Source organism: Pseudomonas sp. NY15437, assembly GCF_048068435.1.
In the GTDB taxonomy this organism is placed as follows: domain Bacteria; phylum Pseudomonadota; class Gammaproteobacteria; order Pseudomonadales; family Pseudomonadaceae; genus Pseudomonas; species Pseudomonas nitroreducens_B.
This window is the reverse complement of sequence record NZ_JBLUQC010000020.1, coordinates 62,473-82,053: the sequence shown is the minus strand read 5'-3', so window position 1 is coordinate 82,053 and position 19,581 is coordinate 62,473. Positions and strand designations below refer to the sequence as shown.

18 protein-coding genes are annotated in these 19,581 nt (G+C 66.9%); 12 read left to right on the top strand and 6 right to left on the bottom strand.

Annotated features, from left to right (window positions below):
- Positions 1–150 precede the first annotated feature (150 nt).
- Genes ACNFIA_RS29490 through ACNFIA_RS29475 form a run of 4 tightly spaced genes read right to left on the bottom strand, consistent with a single transcriptional unit; the run spans position 151 to position 3,750 of the window.
- Positions 151–1,047 carry a ChaN family lipoprotein gene (locus ACNFIA_RS29490; RefSeq protein WP_416790621.1) on the bottom strand — a complete coding sequence of 299 codons (897 nt, stop codon included), beginning with the start codon at positions 1,045–1,047 and terminating at the stop codon, positions 151–153.
- A gap of 11 nt (positions 1,048–1,058) precedes the next feature.
- Positions 1,059–1,826 carry a heme ABC transporter ATP-binding protein gene (locus ACNFIA_RS29485; RefSeq protein WP_416790619.1) on the bottom strand — a complete coding sequence of 256 codons (768 nt, stop codon included), beginning with the start codon at positions 1,824–1,826 and terminating at the stop codon, positions 1,059–1,061.
- Positions 1,826–2,809: a FecCD family ABC transporter permease gene (locus ACNFIA_RS29480; protein ID WP_259759470.1), complete on the bottom strand. Its 984-nt coding sequence runs from the start codon at positions 2,807–2,809 to the stop codon at positions 1,826–1,828. The genes ACNFIA_RS29485 and ACNFIA_RS29480 overlap by 1 nt, the downstream gene beginning before the upstream one ends.
- A gap of 50 nt (positions 2,810–2,859) precedes the next feature.
- A complete protein-coding gene (locus tag ACNFIA_RS29475) occupies positions 2,860–3,750 on the bottom strand; it encodes a heme/hemin ABC transporter substrate-binding protein (protein ID WP_416790617.1) in 891 nt (296 codons plus the stop codon).
- Positions 3,751–4,004: 254 nt separating this feature from the next.
- Between ACNFIA_RS29475 and ACNFIA_RS29470 the strand changes: the two genes are divergently transcribed.
- The gene (locus ACNFIA_RS29470; RefSeq protein ID WP_416790615.1) at positions 4,005–4,331 is read left to right on the top strand and encodes a Rieske (2Fe-2S) protein; all 327 of its coding nucleotides are present in this window, start codon (positions 4,005–4,007) and stop codon (positions 4,329–4,331) included.
- 105 nt (positions 4,332–4,436) lie between these two features.
- Here the strand turns inward: ACNFIA_RS29470 and sfsA are convergent, their stop codons facing one another.
- Positions 4,437–5,144, bottom strand: coding sequence for a DNA/RNA nuclease SfsA (gene sfsA / locus ACNFIA_RS29465; RefSeq protein ID WP_416790613.1), 708 nt, complete (start codon positions 5,142–5,144; stop codon positions 4,437–4,439).
- On the bottom strand, positions 5,144–6,316 hold the full coding sequence (locus ACNFIA_RS29460; protein WP_416790611.1) for a pyridoxal phosphate-dependent aminotransferase: 1,173 nt from the start codon (positions 6,314–6,316) through the stop codon (positions 5,144–5,146). Before ACNFIA_RS29460 ends, sfsA begins: the two co-directional genes overlap by 1 nt.
- 334 nt (positions 6,317–6,650) lie before the next feature.
- On the opposite strand from ACNFIA_RS29460, the gene dksA reads away from it, so the two are divergent.
- The 11 genes from dksA (at position 6,651) to pgi (ending at position 19,539) form a co-directional block, all read left to right on the top strand.
- Positions 6,651–7,094: an RNA polymerase-binding protein DksA gene (gene dksA / locus ACNFIA_RS29455; RefSeq protein WP_015478905.1), complete on the top strand. Its 444-nt coding sequence runs from the start codon at positions 6,651–6,653 to the stop codon at positions 7,092–7,094.
- 82 nt (positions 7,095–7,176) lie between these two features.
- Complete coding sequence (gluQRS, locus tag ACNFIA_RS29450; RefSeq protein ID WP_416790609.1) at positions 7,177–8,064, top strand: tRNA glutamyl-Q(34) synthetase GluQRS; 888 nt, start codon at positions 7,177–7,179, stop codon at positions 8,062–8,064.
- 206 nt (positions 8,065–8,270) lie between these two features.
- Positions 8,271–8,447, top strand: coding sequence for a hypothetical protein (locus tag ACNFIA_RS29445; RefSeq protein ID WP_015478907.1), 177 nt, complete (start codon positions 8,271–8,273; stop codon positions 8,445–8,447).
- On the top strand, positions 8,431–11,382 hold the full coding sequence (locus tag ACNFIA_RS29440) for a sensor histidine kinase (protein WP_259757379.1): 2,952 nt from the start codon (positions 8,431–8,433) through the stop codon (positions 11,380–11,382). The genes ACNFIA_RS29445 and ACNFIA_RS29440 overlap by 17 nt, the downstream gene beginning before the upstream one ends.
- Positions 11,383–11,408: 26 nt before the next feature.
- The gene (locus tag ACNFIA_RS29435; protein WP_259757380.1) at positions 11,409–12,845 is read left to right on the top strand and encodes a sigma-54-dependent transcriptional regulator; all 1,437 of its coding nucleotides are present in this window, start codon (positions 11,409–11,411) and stop codon (positions 12,843–12,845) included.
- A gap of 762 nt (positions 12,846–13,607) precedes the next feature.
- Positions 13,608–15,014, top strand: a complete 1,407-nt coding sequence (locus ACNFIA_RS29430) for a polynucleotide adenylyltransferase PcnB (RefSeq protein ID WP_259757381.1) — start codon at positions 13,608–13,610, stop codon at positions 15,012–15,014.
- Positions 15,011–15,496, top strand: a complete 486-nt coding sequence (gene folK, locus ACNFIA_RS29425; RefSeq protein ID WP_416790608.1) for a 2-amino-4-hydroxy-6-hydroxymethyldihydropteridine diphosphokinase — start codon at positions 15,011–15,013, stop codon at positions 15,494–15,496. The genes ACNFIA_RS29430 and folK overlap by 4 nt, the downstream gene beginning before the upstream one ends.
- 141 nt (positions 15,497–15,637) lie before the next feature.
- Entirely contained in the window at positions 15,638–16,435 is a 798-nt protein-coding gene (gene panB / locus ACNFIA_RS29420; RefSeq protein WP_259757384.1) for a 3-methyl-2-oxobutanoate hydroxymethyltransferase, read from the top strand.
- Positions 16,435–17,286 carry a pantoate--beta-alanine ligase gene (gene panC / locus ACNFIA_RS29415; RefSeq protein ID WP_416790607.1) on the top strand — a complete coding sequence of 284 codons (852 nt, stop codon included), beginning with the start codon at positions 16,435–16,437 and terminating at the stop codon, positions 17,284–17,286. The genes panB and panC overlap by 1 nt, the downstream gene beginning before the upstream one ends.
- A 122-nt stretch (positions 17,287–17,408) precedes the next feature.
- Complete coding sequence (gene panD / locus ACNFIA_RS29410; protein ID WP_259757386.1) at positions 17,409–17,789, top strand: aspartate 1-decarboxylase; 381 nt, start codon at positions 17,409–17,411, stop codon at positions 17,787–17,789.
- A gap of 85 nt (positions 17,790–17,874) precedes the next feature.
- On the top strand, positions 17,875–19,539 hold the full coding sequence (gene pgi / locus ACNFIA_RS29405) for a glucose-6-phosphate isomerase (protein ID WP_416790605.1): 1,665 nt from the start codon (positions 17,875–17,877) through the stop codon (positions 19,537–19,539).
- The last annotated feature ends 42 nt before the right edge of the window (positions 19,540–19,581 follow it).

Here is a 19,581-nt window from a genome sequence, read left to right as displayed (position 1 = left end):
AGCTTAAGAGACCACAGTCGGACTCTTCAGATTATCTCCTCATCAGGCTAATCACGGTTTGGACCCGGCAATTTGCCGGGTCTTTTTTTGCCCGCGATTCCTGCCGCGACCGCCATTCACGCACGCGTGAAAAAGGGCCTCGCGGCCCCTTCACTTCATGCTACGCATCTGCGCGCAGTAATCGGTTGGCGGTTGGGCCGGTGTGTACCAGGCGTAGTCGGCCTGTTCCGGCGCCACAGGTTTACCCACTTCCGCCAGCATCACCACCTTCAGCCCCTGGGCGGCGTCCAGGTCCTGCAGATGCAGCGGAACGCCCAGGTCGCGTCGCGCATGGAAGCCGCCGGCAATCAGCACGGCCGGTGCGGGCGCGGCCTTGAAGCGCTCGGCCATGCGCCGGTCGCGCTGCTGCTGCACCGCCAGCATCGGCGGGAGCTGGTTGTCCGGCAGCAGCCCACAGTGGGAATCACGGATGTCCTGCAGCAATGCATCGCGCACCGGGGCGGCCGTGGAAGCGGGCCCCTGCAATGCGGGGGCGCTGCGGTAGATGCCGATGATCTCGCCGCGATCCAGGTTGGCCGCCAGCAGCGGCGCCGGCTGCTTCACCAGCCAGGTCACCAGCGGGCCGTACTGTGACCAGTCCCAGCCCGGCTGCCAGTGCAGCGCGCCGATCAGATCGGTCGGCGTTTCGCCCTTCGCCGCCGCAGCCTGGCTGGCAGACACAGCACGTTGCTGATCGGGGTTGAGCATCTCCAGCAGTACGCTGCCGCCCGGGCGCCGCTCGGCCAGGGCACGCACCAGCCAGAGTTCGAGGGCATGGTGATCGGGATTGTCGTGCTGCTCGCCGATGAGCACCCGCGGTGCCGCGGCGAGACGATCCAGCAGTTGCGCCGGCGACAGCACGTCGCCGCTGCGCAGGTCGCGAATCACCCCCAGTTCGGCATTGTCGCGACCTTCCGGACTCTGCCAGGCCGGCAACGGCGGCGCGGCCAACTGGCCCTGGCAGGCAGCGAGCAGCGCCAGCAGCGGGACAAGCAGGACCTTGTTCATGGCGATTCCTCTCAGCGTGCGATGATCAGCGGATGGCCGCGTTCCGGGTGCGCCTGCACCAGCACATCGAGGCCGAAGACGCTGCGCAGCGGTTCCGCCTGCAGCACCTCGTGCGGAGTGCCGAGCAGGTGCACGCGCGACTCGTGCAGCAGCATCAGGCGATCACAGTAACGCGCCGCGAGGTTCAGGTCGTGCAGGATCACCAGCACGGCGGCGCCACGTCCGGCGAAGTCGCGCACGGCCTGCAACGTGGTGTGCTGGTGCAGCGGGTCGAGTGCCGAGGTCGGCTCGTCCAGCAGCAACACCTGTTCCGCCCCGCCCGGCCAGAGCTGCGCCAGCACCCGGGCCAGATGCACCCGCTGCCGCTCGCCCCCGGACAGCGCCAGGTAGCTGCGCCCCGCCAGGTGCGAGGCGTCGGCAGCGGCCATGGCGTCGCGGACGATTTCCGCGTCGCGCTGGCGGCCACTGTCGTGGGGCAGCCGGCCGAAGCCCACCACCGCCTCGACGGAGAACGCAAAGTTCAGCGAGGACGATTGCGGTAGCACCGCCAGTCGACGCGCACGCTCGGTGCCCTGCCAGGACGCCAGCGGCCGGCCATCGAGGCTGACAGCCCCTCCGGCGAGCGGCAACTCGCCATTCAGGGCGCCCAGCAGGGTGCTTTTGCCCGCACCGTTGGGGCCCAGCACGCCGAGCACCTCGCCGGGCTGCAAGGTCACGCTCACCTCCCGCAGGACAGTCTGCGCGCCGCGCTTCACCAGCAGCTTGTCTGCGCACAGCATCAGGAACGCCCCCGGATCAGCAGGTAGAGGAAGAACGGCGCGCCGATCAGCGCGGTGACAATGCCGATCGGCAACTCCGCCGGCGCCAGCGCCAGCCGGGCGACCAGGTCGGCGAGCAGCAGGAGGATCGCACCGCCGAGCATCGAGGCCGGCAGCAGCACGCGGTGATCCGGGCCGACGATCAGGCGCAGCAGGTGCGGCACCACCAGGCCGATGAAGCCGATCATCCCGGCGGCGGCCACGGCGGCACCGACACCCAGTGCGGTACAGAGGATCAGTTCGACCTTCAGTCGTTCGACATCGAAGCCCAGGTGACGGGCTTCGGATTCCCCGAGCAGCAATGCATTCAGGGCATTCACCCGGCGCGGCAGCCAGCAGGCCACCAGCAGCGCGATCAGCAGCAGCGGCCACAGGCGCGGGTAGCTCGCGCCATTGAGGCTGCCGAGGTTCCAGAAGGTCAGGGTGCGCAGCGTGGCGTCGTCGGCGAGGTAGGTGAACAGGCCGATCAGCGCGCCAGCCAGCGCCGTCAGTGCGACGCCGGCCAGCAACATGGTCGCCACACTGGTCTGGCCGTTGTGGCGCCCCAGGCGGTAGACCAGCGCTGTCACCAGCAGGCCGCCGGCAAAGGCGCTGGCGGAGAGCAGGTACGGCGCGAACGCTTCGGGCAGCCCGCCCACGGACGCCCCGAAGACGATGGCGATGGCCGCGCCCAGCGCGGCGCCGCTGGAAACGCCGATCAGGCCGGGGTCGGCCAGCGGATTGCGGAATAGCCCCTGCATCGCCACGCCCGCCAGCGCCAGTACGCCACCGGTGGCGATGCCCAGCAAGGTGCGCGGCAGGCGGATCTGCCCGACGATCAGTTCGGCCTGGCCCAGGCCGGCGTCGGCCACCGGTAGCCCGAGCAGGTGCCCCAGCGCACGCAGGGTATCGCCCAGCGGCAGGCTCACCGGCCCGAGGGCCAGGGAAAGCCAGACGACCAGCAGCAGGAGACAACCGAGGAGCAGGAACAGCGGTCGAGCGGTAACGATCCGGGTCAAGGACGACTTTCCGTGTTCAGGGCCTGCGCGGAAGGATAAAAGGCCCGCGACAGGCTAGCCAGCCCGTCCGGGATACGCGGGCCCAGGCCGCCCACCAGCAGCGTCGGGTCGAGCACCAGCACGCGGCCGTCGCGCAGTGCCGCGGTCGCCGCCAGGCCCGGGTTCTGCCGGGTCAGGGCGGCGCGGGCCGCGTCGCCCGCCAGCGTGCGGTCGCTGAGCACCAGCACCTGGGGATCCAGCGCAGCCAGGGCTTCGCTCGACAGCGTCTTGTAGCCCACGTGGGTCGCCAGATTCTGGCCGCCGGCGTGCTGGATCAACCTGTCGCCGGGCGTGCCGCGCCCGGCCACCAGCAGGTTGCCACCGGCGTGCCCGACCAGCAGGACGACACCGGGCGCAGCCTGCACGGACCGGGCCTTCTTCACCCAGTCCGCGTGCGCGGCCAGGCGCGCATCGAACTCCGCCGCGAGCTGCCTCGCCCTGTCCGGCGCACCGAGCAATGCGCCCAGCCGCTGGAGCGTGTCGTGGACGGTCTGCTGATCGGCCTTGGCCGACAGCGTCTCGATTTGCACGCCAGCGGCACGAAGTTGATGCAGTACCGGCGGCGGGCCCATTTCCTCGCTGCCCAGGAGGATGTCCGGCTTCAGCGCGAGGATGCCCTCGGCGGCCAGTTGCCGCTGGTAACCGATCTTCGGCAGCGCCTGGAGGGAGGCCGGGTGCAGGCTGGTGGTGTCGACGCCGACGAGCTTGCTTTCGCCGCCCAACGCGACGACCCATTCGCTCAGCGAACCACCGGCACTCACCCAGCGCTGCGGCAGCGCGTCAGCCAGCGCGCTGGTGGCAGTCAGGCAGAGCGCGGCCAATAGCGCGCGTGCAGTCAGGGTGGTCATCGCTGTCTTCCTCGCGTGAAAGGGAGTGGGCCGCGGCGCGGCGGCACGGACGAACCTTGCCACAGGGAAGTCATGAAATCTATTTGATAATTATTTGCATTAAATGACAAAGGGACTTAAGGTCTGCCGCCTTTCGTTGGCCAGGCGCCAACGCAGCCCTGCTTCAGCACACGGAAGTGCACCCTCTTCCGGTCGGGCCCTGGAGGCGCGGATAATGCCCGCCTCGTGACGCCTTACGCTGAATGGAACCCCGGATGATCCTGCTCTGCACCCCGCATGACCTGGCCGAAGGCCAGAGCCGGGGCTTCAAGGCCGCTGGCCTGAACCTCTTCCTCGTGCGCCGCCAGGGTCGCGTCTACGCCTACCGTAATCGCTGCCCGCACCGGGAGATCCCGCTGGGCTACGACGCCGAGCACTACCTGGATGCCAGCGGCCGCCTGCTGCAGTGCGGCCATCACGGCGCGCTGTTCTTGATCGAAACCGGCGAGTGCATCCAGGGGCCGTGTCTGGGGGACGGGCTGGAGGCGCTGCCCTGCCGGGAGGATGAGCAGGGCATCTGGCTGGAGGACGTTCGCGAGTAGCGCTGCGTCCGAGCGGGTTCGCGAGCAAGCTCGCTCCTACGAAGAGCCGCTCGGTGTGTGTGTGTGTGTAGGAGCGAGCTTGCTCGCGAACCGCCCTACCCAGAACTACAGCAGCACCTTCAGCGGCCGATCCAGGCAGATTTCCTGTGTATCGATCCGCGCCCCGTAGGCGAGCACCTCCACGCCGGCGGTGTGCGCCTCCGCCAAGGCGGAGTTATAGGCCGGGTCGATCTCCATCGCCGGGCGCACCGCGTCGATGTCCGTCAGGTTCACCGCATACAGCAGCACCGCGCGCATGCCATCGCGCGCCAGCGTTGCCAGCTCCCGCAGGTGCTTGGCACCGCGCAGGGTAACGGCATCGGGAAAGGCTGCGACGCTGGTGCCATCGAACCCCAGCGTCACACTCTTCACTTCCACGTACACCGGCTTGCCGGCATACATCAGGCGGAAGTCCGCGCGGCTGTTCTCCACCCCGTAGGCCGCCTCGCGGCGCAACTCGTCGAAGCCCGCCAATTCGGTCACGGTGCCGGCCAGCAGCGCTTCTTCCACCAGGCGGTTGGCCCGCCCGGTATTCACGCAGGCCAGCCGCCCCTGCGGGGTTTCCACCAGCTCCCAGGTGCCCGGCAGCTTGCGCTTGGGGTCGTCGGAGCGGCTGAACCAGACGCGGCAGCCTTCGCTCATGCAGTTGAGCATCGAGCCGGTGTTCGGGCAGTGGATGGTGAGCCGCTCGCCGCTGGCGGTCTCGATGTCCGCCAGGAAGCGCTTGTAGCGTTTGATCAGGCGCGCCTCGATCAGCGCCGGTTCGAAGCGCATCAGGGACGCCAGGTCTTCAGGCCACGGGCGATGCGCTCCACCGCCTGCTGCAGGCGCTCGACACTCTGGGTATAGGCGAACCGCACGTGGTGCGAGGCCTGGTAACGCCCGAAGTCGATGCCGGGGGTGAAGGCCACGTGCTCGGTCTCGATGAAGTGCTGGCAGAAGGCGAAGGCGTCGCCGCCGAAGGCGCTGACGTCCGCGTACAGATAAAAGGCTCCCTCCGGCTCCACGGCGATGCCGAAACCCAGTTCGCGTAGCGCGGGCAGCAGGTAGTCGCGGCGGCGGCGGAACTCCTCGCGGCGCTCTTCGAGAATCGCCAGGGTCGCCGGCTCGAAGCAGGCCAGCGCGGCGTGCTGCGCCATGCTCGGCGCGCTGATGTAGAGGTTCTGCGCCAGCTTCTCCAGCTCCCCCACCGCCTCCTGCGGCGCCACCAGCCAGCCCAGGCGCCAGCCGGTCATGCCGAAATACTTGGAGAAACTGTTGAGGACGAAGGCCTCGTCATCCACTTCCAGCACGCTGGGTGCGTCCAGGCCGTAGGTCAGGCCGTGGTAGATCTCGTCCACCACCAGATGGCCGCCCCGCGCCTTGAGGGTGGACGACAGCGCCGCGAGTTCATCCTTGTGCAACAGGGTGCCCGTAGGATTCGCCGGCGATGCGGCCAGAGCGCCTACACTGTCCTGATCCCAGTGCCGTTCGACGAGCTCCGGGGTGAGCTGGTAACGGCTCTCCGGGCCCACCGGCACCAGCTGTGCGGCGCCTTCCACCAGGCGCAGGAAGTGGCGGTTGCACGGGTAGCCCGGATCGGCCAGCAGCCAGTGCTTGCCCGGGTCCACCAGCAGGCTGCTGGCCAGCAGCAGGGCGCCGGAACCGCCCGGCGTAACGAGAATGCGCTGCGGATCGATCGACAGGCCATAGCGCTGGGCATAGAAGCCAGCGATGGCTTCACGCAGCGCCGGCAGGCCACGTGCGGCGGTATACCGCGTGTGACCGTTTGCCAGGGCCTTCTGCCCGGCTTCGACGATGGGCGCGGCGGTGGTGAAGTCCGGCTCGCCGATTTCGAGGTGGATGACGTCGTGGCCCGCGGCCTGCAGCTCATTGGCCCGCGCCAGCAGCGCCATGACGTGGAAGGGTTCGATGGCGCGGCTGCGCGCACTGAAGGTGGTGGCCATGGAATATTCCGAACTTTGCGACAGAGCCGGGATTCTAACAGGCCACTGATGAATACTGGGGCGCTGCGCGGTCAAGGCGCGGCACCTGGGAACGTGCAGGCTTCGTCCGGCAAACGCCAACGATCCTGCAACGGTTTGTCGACAAACCCGCTGGCCGTGACCAACGGGTCGACCAACTGGCGATCAGGTATGTGCGGGCACTGTCAGGCTCGACAACCGGGAGTAGCGTCCCGGGAATCGTTCTGGTAAGTTCGCCCGCTTGCGAGCGCGGGGCCGGCGGTGCCGGAGAGGGACCATCCGCGAGAGGATTAGCGAGAGTGAGAGGCGGTCATCCATGCCCACCAAAGCAAAACAACAGAGCAGCCAACTGATTCGTGGCTTCGAGCCCTACCAGGAAACCAAGGGCGAGGAGTACATGAGCGATCGCATGCGCGCGCACTTCACCTCCATCCTCAACAAGTGGAAAGTTGAGCTGATGGAAGAAGTGGACCGCACCGTGCACCACATGCAGGACGAAGCGGCCAACTTCCCGGACCCGGCCGACCGTGCCAGCCAGGAAGAGGAGTTCAGCCTCGAATTGCGCGCCCGCGACCGCGAGCGCAAGCTGATCAAGAAGATCGACGAAACCCTGCAGCTGATCGAAGACAACGACTACGGTTGGTGCGATTCCTGCGGCGTCGAGATCGGCATTCGCCGTCTGGAAGCCCGCCCCACCGCCACCCTGTGCATCGACTGCAAGACCCTGGCGGAAATCAAGGAAAAGCAGCTGGGCTCCTGAGCCTGGTTGATCCCGAACGGGGCGCTGCGGCGCCCCGTTTCGTTTGTGCGCCCCACCCTTAATAGAAAGCCCAGGAGACGCCATGCCCGCCTCCCGCTACGTCGGCCGCTTCGCCCCCACGCCCAGCGGCTACCTGCACTTCGGCTCGCTGGTGGCGGCGGTCGCGTCCTACCTGGATGCGCGCGCCGTCGGCGGCACCTGGCGGGTGCGCATGGAAGACCTCGACCCGCCGCGCGAAATGCCCGGCGCCCAGGCCGCCATCCTGGACACGCTCGAACGCTACGGCTTCGAATGGGACGGCCCGGTCGAGCGCCAGAGCGAGCGCGGCGAGGCCTACGCCGCCCAGGTCGAGCAATGGCTGCGCAGCGGCCTGGCCTACGCCTGCACCTGCTCGCGCAAGCAGCTCGAAGGCAGCCACGGCATCTACCCCGGCACCTGCCGCGACGCCCAGCACGACTGGCACGGCGACGTCGCCATCCGCATCCGCGTGCCGGAGCTGGAGTACCGTTTCACCGACCGCCTGCAGGGCGAGTTCCGCCAGCACCTGGGCCGCGACGTCGGCGATTTCATCATCCGCCGCCGCGACGGCCTGTTCGCCTATCAGCTGGCGGTGGTACTGGATGACGCCTGGCAGGGTGTGACCGACATCGTCCGGGGCGCCGACCTGCTGGACAACACGCCGCGCCAGCTTTACCTGCAGGAACTGCTGGGCATCGCCGCCCCGCGTTACCTGCACGTGCCGCTGATTATCCAGCCCGACGGGCACAAGCTCGGCAAGTCCTACCGCTCGCCGCCGCTCGAAGCCGACCAGGCCGCCCCGCTGCTGGTGCGCGCCCTCAAGGCGCTGGGCCAGCAGCCACCCGCCGAGCTGCGGCAGGCCACGCCGCAGGACGTGCTGGCCTGGGGCATCGAGCACTGGAATGCCGACGCCATCCCCCATTGCCTGACACTGGAAGACGCACGGCTCTAGACTGTCGAAGCAAGGCTGCTGCGCGCGGACTGCCTTGCTGCAGGAGCGAGCTTGCTCGCGAACACGCCCCACAGCGGGGTTCGGGATCGCGAGCAAGCTCGCTCCTACAGGACCTGCCGAGCATTCGGCGCAAGGCGGGCCGGCGGCCGGCTTGCCGGCGCCTGTGCGCACAGGTAGCCTGCCCGCCGAACCCAGAGAGAGACGACATGTACATCTACCGACTGGTGCTGCTCCTGGTCGTGGGCATCTACCTGTTCTCGCCGGCCATCATGGACTGGTGGATCGATCCCCACGGCGCCTGGTACCGCCCGTATCTGCTGTGGCTGATCCTGATCGTCGTCACCTTCATCCTGCAGAGCCAGCGCGATGCTGACGAGCTTTAGCCTCACCCAGCTGATCCTGATCAGCGCCTCCTACCTGATGGTTCTGTTCGGCGTCGCCTGGATCACCGAACGCGGCTTCGTTCCGCGCCGGCTGGTGCGCCATCCACTCATCTACACCCTCTCGCTGGGCGTGTACGCCAGCGCCTGGGCCTTCTATGGCACGGTCGGGCTGGCCTACCAGTACGGCTACGGCTTCCTGGCGATCTACCTGGGCGTTTCCGGCGCCTTCCTGCTGGCGCCAGTGCTGCTCTACCCGATCCTGCGCATCACCCGGGCCTACCAGCTGTCGTCGCTGGCCGACCTGTTCGCCTTCCGCTTCCGCAGTACCTGGGCCGGCGCGCTGACCACCCTGTTCATGCTGATCGGCGTGCTGCCGATGCTGGCGTTGCAGATCCAGGCGGTGACCGACTCGATCAGCATCCTCACCCGCGAATCGGAGCCCAACCGCGCGGCGCTGGCGTTCTGCGCACTGATCACACTGTTCGCGATCCTCTTCGGTGCCCGCCACATCGCCACCCGCGAGCGCCACGAAGGCCTGGTGATGGCGATCGCCTTCGAGTCGCTGGTGAAGCTGGTGGCGCTCTGCTCCATCGGCCTGTTCGCCCTCTATGGCGTGTTCGGCGGGCCGGACGGCCTGGAAGTCTGGCTGCTGCAGAACCAGGAAGCCCTGAGCACCCTGCACACGCCGCTGGCCGAAGGGCCGTGGCGCACGCTGCTGCTGGTGTTCTTCGCCGCCGCCATCGTCATGCCGCACATGTTCCACATGACCTTCACCGAGAACCTCAACCCGCGCTCGCTGCTCAGCGCCAGCTGGGGCCTGCCGCTGTTCCTGCTGCCGATGAGCCTGGCGGTGCCGCCGATCCTCTGGGCCGGCCTGCACCTGGGCGCCTCGACCAACCCGGAATACTTCACCCTCGGCCTGGGCATCTCCGTGGACAGCCCCGCCCTGGCGCTGACCGCCTTCATCGGCGGCATCTCCGCCGCCAGCGGCCTGATCATCGTGATGACCCTGGCCCTCTCGGGCATGGTGCTCAACCACCTGGTGCTGCCGCTCTACCAGCCGCCGGCCGAAGGCAACATCTACCGCTGGCTGAAGTGGACCCGCCGCGCGCTGATCGCCGCGATCATCATGGCCGGCTACGCCTTCTACCTGCTGCTGGGCGCCGAGCAGGACCTGTCGAACCTCGGCATCGTCTCCTTCGTCGCCACCCTGCAGTTCCTCCCCGGCGCGCTGGCCGTGCTCTACTGGCCGACCGCCAACCGCCGCGGCTTCATCGCAGGCCTGGTGGCCGGCATGCTGGTGTGGGGCGCGACCATGCTCACCCCGCTGGTGGCGAACCTGCAGAGCATCTACCTGCCGCTGTTCAACTCGCTCTACGTGCTCGACGACACCACCTGGCACCTCGCAGCGCTCGCCTCGCTGGCGGCCAACGTGCTGGTGTTCACTCTGGTCTCGCTGTTCACCGAAGCCAGCGATGAAGAGAAAGGCGCCGCCGAAGCCTGCGCCGTGGACAACGTCCGCCGCCCGCAGCGCCGCGAGTTGATCGCCGTGTCGCCGCAGGAATTCGCCAGTCAGCTGGCCAAGCCGCTGGGCGCGAAGACCGCCCAGCGCGAGGTGGAACAGGCCCTGCGCGACCTGCACCTGCCCTTCGACGAACGCCGCCCCTACGCCCTGCGCCGCCTGCGCGACCGCATCGAAGCGAACCTCTCCGGGCTGATGGGCCCGAGCGTGGCGCAGGACATGGTGGAAACCTTCCTGCCCTACAAGGCTAGCAGCGAAAGCTACGTCACCGAGGACATCCACTTCATCGAAAGCCGCCTGGAGGACTACCACTCCCGGCTCACGGGCCTGGCCGCCGAGCTCGACACCCTGCGCCGCTACCACCGCCAGACCCTGCAGGACCTGCCCATGGGCGTCTGCTCGCTGGCCAAGGACCAGGAAATCCTCATGTGGAACCGCGCCATCGAGGAGCTCACCGGCGTCAGCGCACAGCGCGTGGTCGGCTCACGCCTCGCCGCCTTGCCCGAACCCTGGCGCGGGCTGCTGGAAGGCTTCATCGACGCGCCCGACGAGCACCTGCACAAGCAGCGTCTGTCCATCGAGGGGCAGACCCGCTGGCTCAACCTGCACAAGGCGGCGATCGAGGAACCGCTCGCCCCCGGTAACAGCGGCCTGGTGCTGCTGGTGGAAGACCTCACCGAAACTCAGTCCCTGGAAGACAAGCTGATCCACTCCGAGCGCCTGGCCTCCATCGGCCGCCTGGCCGCCGGCGTCGCCCACGAGATCGGCAACCCCATCACCGGCATCGCCTGCCTGGCGCAGAACCTGCGGGAAGAACGCGAGGGCGACGGCGAGCTGACCGAGATCAGCGGGCAGATCCTCGAACAGACCAAGCGCGTCTCGCGCATCGTGCAGTCGCTGATGAGCTTCGCCCACGCCGGCGGCAAGCAGGTGGCGGCCGAGCCGGTGTGCCTGGCGGACGTCGCCCAGGAGGCCATCGGCCTGCTGTCGCTGAACAAGCGCAGCGTCGACGTGCAGTTCTTCAACCTGTGCAACCCGGAACACTGGGTGGAAGGTGACTCGCAGCGCCTGGCGCAGGTGCTGATCAACCTGCTGTCCAACGCCCGCGACGCCTCACCGCCCAACGGCGCGATCCGCGTGCGCACCGAAGCGTCCGAGCAGGCCATCGACCTGATCGTCGAGGACGAAGGCAGCGGCATTCCCAAGTCGATCATCGACCGCCTGTTCGAGCCCTTCTTCACCACCAAGGACCCGGGCAAGGGAACCGGCCTGGGGCTCGCTCTGGTCTATTCGATCGTGGAAGAGCATTATGGGCAAATCACCATAGACAGCCCGGCTGACCCCGAACGCGAATGCGGAACCCGCATCAGCGTCACCTTGCCGCGGCATCCTGGCCCGACGGCCGAGCAGTAAACGAGCACGTCGAGAGAGCTGAATACATGGCACATATCCTCATCGTCGAAGACGAAACCATCATCCGTTCCGCCCTGCGACGATTGCTCGAGCGCAACCAGTACCAGGTCAGCGAAGCTGGCTCGGTGCAGGAGGCCCAGGAGCGCTACAGCATTCCGTCGTTCGACATGATCGTCAGCGACCTGCGCCTGCCCGGCGCCCCCGGTACCGAACTGATCAAGCTGGCCCAGGGCACCCCGGTGCTGATCATGACCAGCTACGCCAGCCTGCGCTCGGCGGTGGACTCGATGAAGATGGGCGCGGTGGACTACATCGCCAAGCCGTTCGACCACGACGAGATGCTCCAGGCCGTGGCGCGCATCCTCAAGGACCGCCAGGAGAACCGTAACGCCCCCGCCGAAGCCCGCGGTAACGCCAAGGCCGCGGAGCGCAGCAGCGGTAACACCGCCGCTGCGGACGGCGAGATCGGCATCATCGGTTCCTGCCCGCCGATGCAGGAGCTGTACACCAAGATCCGCAAGGTCGCGCCCACCGATTCCAACGTGCTGATCCAGGGCGAGTCCGGCACCGGCAAGGAACTGGTCGCCCGCGCCCTGCACAACCTGTCCAAGCGCACCAAGGCGCCGCTGATCTCGGTGAACTGCGCGGCGATCCCGGAAACCCTGATCGAATCCGAACTGTTCGGCCATGAGAAGGGCGCCTTCACCGGCGCCAGCGCGGGCCGTGCGGGCCTGGTCGAAGCCGCCGATGGCGGCACGCTGTTCCTCGACGAGATCGGCGAACTCCCGCTCGAAGCCCAGGCGCGCTTGCTGCGCGTGCTGCAGGAAGGCGAGATCCGCCGGGTCGGCTCGGTGCAGTCGCAGAAGGTCGACGTACGCCTGATCGCCGCGACCCACCGCGACCTGAAGATGCTGGCCAAGACCGGCCAGTTCCGCGAAGACCTCTATTACCGCCTGCACGTCATCTCGCTGAAACTGCCGCCGCTGCGCGAGCGTGGCGCGGACGTGATGGAAATCGCGCGCTCCTTCCTGGCGCGCCAGTGCTCGCAGATGGGGCGCCCGGCCCTGACCTTCTCCCACGAAGCCGAACAGGCCATCCGTCACTACCCATGGCCGGGTAACGTGCGCGAGCTGGAAAACGCCATCGAGCGCGCGGTGATCCTCAGCGAGGGCCAGGAAATCCCGGCCGACCTGCTGGGTATCGACATCGAACTGGATGACCTGGACGACGATTTCGGCGACGACGGCGACCTGCGCCCCACCAACGGCAGCGCCAGCAACCACGAGCCCACCGAGGACCTGTCACTGGAGGATTACTTCCAGCACTTCGTCCTCGAGCACCAGGACCACATGACCGAGACCGAACTGGCCCGCAAGCTGGGTATCAGCCGCAAGTGCCTGTGGGAACGTCGCCAGCGCCTGGGCATTCCGCGCCGCAAATCGGGGGCCGCGGCGGACTCGTAACAGCCCCCACACTGTTACCGGGGGGACATGCTCCGTAACAAGCCGGGTTCATCGGTAACGAAAACCCGGCTTTTTTGTGCCCGCTGCGGGAGGGCGAAACCTCGCAAACCCTTGAAAAATAAGGATTCGTAAAAGTTGGCACGGCATCTGCTTTGTTATTGGCACAACAACAATAACAAGCACGACCACTCACAATAAGAACAAGACGAAACGACTCCAGCACAACAAAAACAAGATCGCGGAGGCGCAGCTAACTGATTCTTTTGGAGAAGGGTAGCCGTCGGGACCAGTCCCGCAACCAGTCAAGAAGAATAAAACTGCCCTGAGGCAGCACGCAAAACTGGTTGGATCGAAAGATAATTGCTCACTCAGCGACCAAAGCAATCCGTTTGCTATTGAAACCTTCCATGTGTGGAAGGTTCCCCGAAGCAGGTAGCTTCGAGGGACGGGTCTACAAACAAAAACAACAAGCCCGGTAAACATAATAAAAACAAAGCACGCACCTATTTGGGGGGGAGCCTCGGCTCCCCCAGTAGCTTTCGCTACACCCTCTCCCCTTCTCCCCGCAAGTCCCTTTCTTCAGTTTTCTTCATCATCCCACCCCACGATGCTAGAATCGCCGCGGCGCAATCGGCCCCCGATTTGCTGCCAATTGTTTCCAGGCGGCGGCAGACACCCGCTATCCTCCAGGAAGCGCCGTGAACACGCGGCTTGCCGAGACTTGCGTATGCCATCCATAGACCCATTCCCGACAGTGCACACATGCTGAAAAAGCTGATCCAGTCCATCCGATCCCCACTGCGCCGTCCGCGCGCCGTCCGCACTACTCCGGAAGTCGTTGGCAATCATCAGCACTCGCTGCGGCGGGAACAGTTCAGCAGGAATGCGGTGAACGTCGTGGAGCGCCTGACCAAGGCCGGCTACCAGGCGTACATCGTCGGCGGTGGCGTTCGCGACCCGCTGCTGGGCATTGCCCCCAAGGACTTCGACGTGGCCACCAGCGCCACCCCCGAGCAGGTGCGCGCCGAATTCCGTAACGCGCGGGTGATTGGCCGCCGCTTCAAGCTGGTCCACGTGCATTTCGGCCGCGAGATCATCGAAGTCGCCACCTTCCGCGCCAACCACCCGGTCAGCGAAGACGACGAGAACAACGCCCACGCTTCGCGTAACGAAGCCGGCCGCATCCTGCGCGACAACGTCTACGGCACCCTGGAAGACGACGCCCAGCGCCGCGACTTCACCATCAACGCGCTGTACTTCGACGTCACCGGCGAGCGCATCCTCGACTACGCCCACGGCGTGCGCGACATCCGCAACCGCCTGATCCGCCTGATCGGCGACCCGGAGCAGCGTTACCTCGAAGACCCGGTGCGCATGCTGCGCGCAGTGCGCTTCGCCGCCAAACTGGACTTCGAGATCGAGAAGCACAGCGCCGCGCCGATTCGCCGCCTGGCGCCGCTGCTCAACGAGATTCCCTCGGCGCGCCTGTTCGACGAAGTGCTCAAGCTGTTCCTCAGCGGCAAGGCCGAGCGCACCTTCGAACTGCTCAACGAGTACGACCTGTTCGCCCCGCTGTTCCCGGCGAGCGCCAAGGCCCTGAAGGATGACCCCGAGTACGCCGGCAAGCTGATGCGCCAGGCCCTGGCCAACACCGACGAACGCATCCGCATGGGCAAGCCGGTCACCCCGGCGTTCCTCTTCGCCGCACTGCTCTGGCCGGCCCTGCCCGCCCGCGTGCTGAAGCTGCAGGACCGCGGCATGCCGCCGATCCCGGCGATGCAGGAAGCCGCCCACGAACTGATCCTCGAACAATGCCGCCGCACCGCGGTGCCCAAGCGCTTCACCATCCCGATCCGTGAGATCTGGGACATGCAGGAGCGCCTGCCGCGCCGCCAGGGCAAGAAGGCCGACCTGCTGCTGGAAAACCCGCGCTTCCGCGCCGGCTACGACTTCCTCCTGCTGCGCGAAAGCGCCGGCGAGGAAACCGGCGGCCTGGGCGACTGGTGGACCGACTACCAGGACGCCAGCGACGGCGAACGCCGCGGCATGATCCGCAACCTTGCCAGCCAGCAGGAAGAGGCCGGAACCGCCGCTCCACGCAAACGCCGCCGCGGTGGCAGCAACCGCCGTCGTCGCGGCCCGCGCACCGAAGGCGCCAGCAGCGAATGAGCGAACGCGTGTACATCGGGCTCGGCAGCAACCTCGCCGAGCCGCGCCAGCAGCTGGAAGCCGCGCTGAAGGCGCTGTCGCAGGTTCCCGCCACCAAGGTGGCGGTGGTCTCCCCGCTGTATGCCAGCGACCCGCTGGGCCCGCCGGACCAGCCGCGCTACGTGAATGCCGTGGCCGCCCTGGATACCGACCTGGAGCCGCTGGCCCTGCTGGACGCCCTGCAGGCCATCGAGCTGGAGCAGGGCCGCGTGCGCAAGGACGAACGCTGGGGTCCGCGCACCCTGGACCTGGATATCCTGCTGTTCGGCGAGCGCCAGATCGACGATCCGCGCCTGACCGTGCCGCACTACCATATGCACGCCCGCGCCTTCGTCCTCTACCCACTGGCGGACCTCACCCCGCAACTGCGCCTGCCCGACGGGCGCACCCTGCCCGAGCTGCTCGCCGCCTGTCCGTTCAGCGGCCTCGAACGCCTGTCCTGAGGCATGCTGCGCCCCAGGCGTGGGACGCACTGGCAGTAACGCCGTAACAGTCCGGTAACACCTGCAATTGACTTAGCCTTTTTCGATCCGGACTATAGGGCCCCGTTTGCCCCTGCCCGGCGCAGAACCGAGGACACTTTCATGCCTGATGTCACCCTGACCACCCTGCAAGGTCTCAAGCAAAGCGGCGAAAAGATCGCGATGCTGACCGCCTACGATGCCACTTTCGCCCACACGGCCAGCCTGGCCGGTGCCGAAATGCTGCTGATCGGTGACTCCCTGGGTATGGTGCTGCAAGGTCACGACAGCACACTGCCGGTGACCGTTGAGGACATGGCCTACCACACCGCCGCCGTGAAGCGCGGCAACAAGGGCGCGCTGATCGTCACCGACCTGCCGTTCGAATCCGGCACCTCGCTGGACCAGCTCCTGCGCGACTCGGTAAAGGTCATGCAGGCCGGCGCCCACATGGTCAAGCTCGAGGGCGGCGCCTGGCTCGCCGAGCCGATCACCCGCCTGGCCCAGATGGGCATCCCGGTGTGCGCACACCTGGGCCTCACCCCGCAGGCGGTCAACCTGTTCGGCGGCTTCAAGGTCCAGGGGCGCCAGGAAGCCCAGGCGCGCCAGCTGCGCGCCGACGCCATCGCCCTGGAGCAGGCCGGCGCCGCCATGCTGCTGCTGGAGTGCGTACCGTCCGCGCTGGCCCAGGAAATCACCGAAGCGGTGAAGATCCCGGTCATCGGCATCGGCGCCGGTGCCGGCACCGACGGCCAGGTTCTGGTGATGCATGACATGCTGGGCCTGTCGCTGTCCGGTCGCTCGCCGAAGTTCGTGAAGAACTTCCTCGACGGCCAGCCGGACATCCAGTCCGCCTTCGCCGCCTATGTGAAGGCAGTGAAGGACGGCACCTTCCCCGGCCCGGAGCACGGTTTCGCCTGATGAATACAGTCAAGACAGTCCGCGAGCTGCGCGCCGCCGTGGCGCGCGCGCGCAGCGAGGGCAAGCGCATCGCGCTGGTGCCCACCATGGGCAACCTGCACGCCGGCCACGCCGCGCTGGTGACCAAGGCCAGCCAGCGCGCCGACTTCGTGGTGGCGAGCATCTTCGTCAACCCGCTGCAGTTCGGCCCCAGCGAAGACCTCGACAAATACCCGCGCACCCTCGCCGCCGACCAGGAGAAGCTGCTCGACGCCGGCTGCCACCTGCTGTTCGCCCCCACCGTCGAGGAGATGTACCCCGACGGCATGGACGGCCAGACCCGCCTGCACGTGACCGGTGTGTCCGAAGGACTGTGCGGCGGCAGCCGCCCAGGCCATTTCGATGGGGTCGCCACCGTCGTCTGCAAGCTGTTCAACATGGTCCAGCCCGACATGGCGCTGTTCGGCGAGAAGGACTTTCAGCAGTTGGCGGTGATCCGCAAGCTGGTGCGTGACCTGAACCTGCCGATCCAGATCTTCGGCGAGCCCACCGTGCGCGCCGAAGACGGCCTGGCGCTGTCCTCGCGCAACGGCTACCTCACCGAGGCGCAGCGCGGCATCGCGCCGATCCTGCAACGCACCCTGCAGCAACTGGCCGAACGCATCCGCCAGGGCGAACGCGACTACGCAGCGCTGCTCGCCCAGGGTCGCCAGCAGATCGAAGACGCCGGCCTGCGCATCGACTACCTCGAAGTTCGCGAGCCCGTCGGCCTGCGCCCGGCGACGGCGCAAGACCATCAGTTGGTCATCCTGGTGGCCGCCTTCCTGGGCACTACCCGGCTGATCGACAACCTCGCCTTTCACATCGACTGATTCCTTGCCCGACACCCGAATTTTCGCCTCGAAGCCGCGCCAGCCGCAGCCTTGAGCGACTCCGGGTGCTCGGGCATACTCGCCCCGCCCTCCTCGACCAGAAGAAAAACAGGAGCCACGCCATGCAGAGCATCATGCTCAAAGCCAAACTGCACCGCGCCGAAGTCACCCACGCCGTGCTCGACTATGAAGGCTCCTGCGCCATCGACGGCGAATGGCTCGATCTCGCGGGCATCCGCGAGTACGAACAGATCCAGATCTACAACGTCGACAACGGCGAACGCTTCACCACCTACGCCATCCGTGGCGAGGACGGTTCGCGGATGATTTCCGTGAACGGCGCCGCCGCCCACAAGGCCAAAGTGGGTGACCGGGTGATCATCTGCGCGTACGCTCAGTTCAGCGACGCCGAACTTGAGGACTTCAAGCCGCGCATGCTGTATATGGCCCCTGGCAACGAACTGAGCCACACCAGCAACGCCATCCCGGTCCAGCTCGCCTGAACCGACGAGAAAAGCCCGGAACCGCCGGGCTTTTTTCCAGCTCGAAAGCACGTTCAAACACGCACGTCTTACCCGAAGGTATGTCATGGAACACCACCTCACTCCGCTGGATGCCACCCAACTGGCGAGCTGGCAGGCATTGGCCGCCCACCGCCAGGATCTGCAGAACTTCACCATGCGCGAGGCATTCGCCGAGGACCCGGAGCGCTTCAAGCGTTTTTCCCTCAGCGCCTGTGGCCTGTTCCTCGACTTCTCGAAGAACCTGATTCGCCAGGACACCCTCGACCTGCTGGTGAAACTCGCCGAGGAAGCGAAACTGGGTGAAGCCATCCAGTCGATGTTCCGCGGCGAGGTGATCAACGCCTCCGAGCGCCGCCCGGTGCTGCACACCGCGCTGCGCCGTCCGATCGGCGACAAGGTGATGGTCGATGGCGTCGACGTGATGCCCGAGGTGCACCGCGTGCTGCACCAGATGACCGAACTGGTCGCCGCCGTGCACAACGGCCTGTGGCGCGGGTATACCGAGAAGCCAATCACCGACGTGGTGAACATCGGCATCGGCGGCTCGTTCCTCGGCCCGCAACTGGTCTCCGAGGCGCTGCTGCCGTTCGCCCAGAAAGGCGTGCGTTGCCACTACCTGGCGAACATCGACGGCAGCGAATTCCGGGAGATGACCGCCAAGCTCAATGCCGAGACCACGCTGTTCATCGTCTCGTCGAAATCCTTCGGCACCCTGGAAACCCTGAAGAACGCCCAGGCCGCCCGCGCCTGGTACCTGGCCCAGGGTGGCAGCGAGGCCGAGCTGTACCGCCACTTCATCGCCGTTTCCAGCAACAAGGAAGCCGCGACCGCCTTCGGCATCCGCGCTGAGAACATCTTCCCCATGTGGGACTGGGTGGGCGGCCGTTACTCGCTGTGGTCGGCCATCGGCCTGCCGATCGCCATGTCGGTGGGTATCAACAACTTCAAGGAGCTGCTGTCCGGTGCCTACAGCATGGACCAGCACTTCCTGACCGCGCCGTTCGAGAAGAACATTCCGGTGCTGCTGGGCCTGCTCGGCGTCTGGTACGGCGACTTCTGGGGCGCGCGCAGCCACGCGATCCTGCCGTACGACTACTACCTGCGGAACATCACCGACCACCTGCAGCAGCTGGACATGGAGTCCAACGGCAAGAGCGTGCGCCAGGACGGCAGCCCGGTTTCCGCCGGCACCGGCCCGGTGATCTGGGGCGGCGTGGGCTGTAACGGCCAGCATGCCTACCACCAGTTGCTGCACCAGGGCACCCACCTGATCCCGGCGGACTTCATCGTCCCGGTGTCCAGCTACAACCCGGTGGCCGATCACCACCAGTGGCTGTACGCCAACTGCCTGTCGCAGAGCCAGGCGCTGATGGTCGGCAAGAGCCGCGCCGAGGCGGAGGCCGAACTGCGCGCCAAGGGCGTGGACGAAGCCGAAGTGCAACGCCTGGCGCCGCACAAGGTGATCCCGGGCAACCGCCCGAGCAACACCCTGGTGCTGGAGCGCATCAGCGCCCGCCGCCTGGGCGCGCTGATCGCCATGTACGAACACAAGGTCTACGTGCAGAGCATCCTCTGGGGCATCAATGCCTTCGACCAGTGGGGCGTGGAGCTGGGCAAGGAGTTGGGCAAGGCCGTCTATGGCCGCCTGGTCGGCAGCGAGGAAAGCGCCGCCGAAGACGGCTCCACCCAGGGCCTGATCGACTTCTTCCGCGGTCGTCACCGCGGCTGACGGCGAAGCGGACGGGTGCGCGCCCTGCGCATCCGTCCCGCG